This is a genomic window from Arsenophonus sp. ENCA (assembly GCF_002287155.1).
Taxonomy (GTDB): Bacteria; Pseudomonadota; Gammaproteobacteria; order Enterobacterales; family Enterobacteriaceae; genus Arsenophonus; species Arsenophonus nilaparvatae.
The window spans coordinates 1-690 of the sequence record NZ_NHNG01000024.1; the positions used below are offsets into that span (position 1 = coordinate 1).

Annotated in this window: 1 protein-coding gene; it reads left to right on the forward strand. The window is 40.7% G+C overall.

Annotated elements, in window-relative coordinates; all coding sequences use genetic code 11:
• Nucleotides 1-285 precede the first annotated feature (285 nt).
• Nucleotides 286-690, forward strand: a 405-nt coding sequence (locus tag CBG25_RS00710; protein ID WP_290603697.1) for a transposase family protein, incomplete at its 3' end; no start/stop codon positions are given.

Here is a 690-nt window from a genome sequence, read left to right on the forward strand (position 1 = left end):
AAACAACGTTTTTAGAGGGCGAGGAGTGAATTCAGAAAGCACGGGGGTAATTTTATATGATTTCCAGAAGTTCAAGGTACCACCATTCTACCCGATATCGATTTGCAGCCGCTAGGCTGCTTCCTTGGTAGCGGCTCCCAAGCAGTCGTTCACGAAGGACGAAAAGGAACAACTCAAGCAGGAAGCGATGCCTGCTCATTAAACTAGTTGCTGAATAGAGACTTGCATTTTTTGTCACGCTATAGACAATAAAAAGAGGTTTAACTTAGAAAATAACGGTTTGAAATGATCAACAAAGAGCAGTTGTTACGAGATAATCGTTTATGTAAAGCAATCATTGGATTATCAGTCGAAGAATTGAAAAATTTAGCCGCTGAATTTTCAGCTTGTTATTTGATTTATCGGAAAAAGAATCGAAAAGCTCACGAGCGGCAGATGGGTGCAGGGCAGAAAGGATTTATCCCAACCCCATTAGATAAACTGCTTTTTATTTTATTGTATTTAAAATGTTATCCGACCTATGATTTGCAAGGACTTCTTTTTGGTTTAGATAGAACACGGGCATGTCGCTGGGTAAAAATATTATTGCCGGTTTTAGAGATGACCTTGGGGCGAGAATGTGTTTTGCCCGCTCGTCAAATTCGCTCTGCTGAGGAATTTTTTCGCGCCTTTCCTGGAGTTAAAGACGTC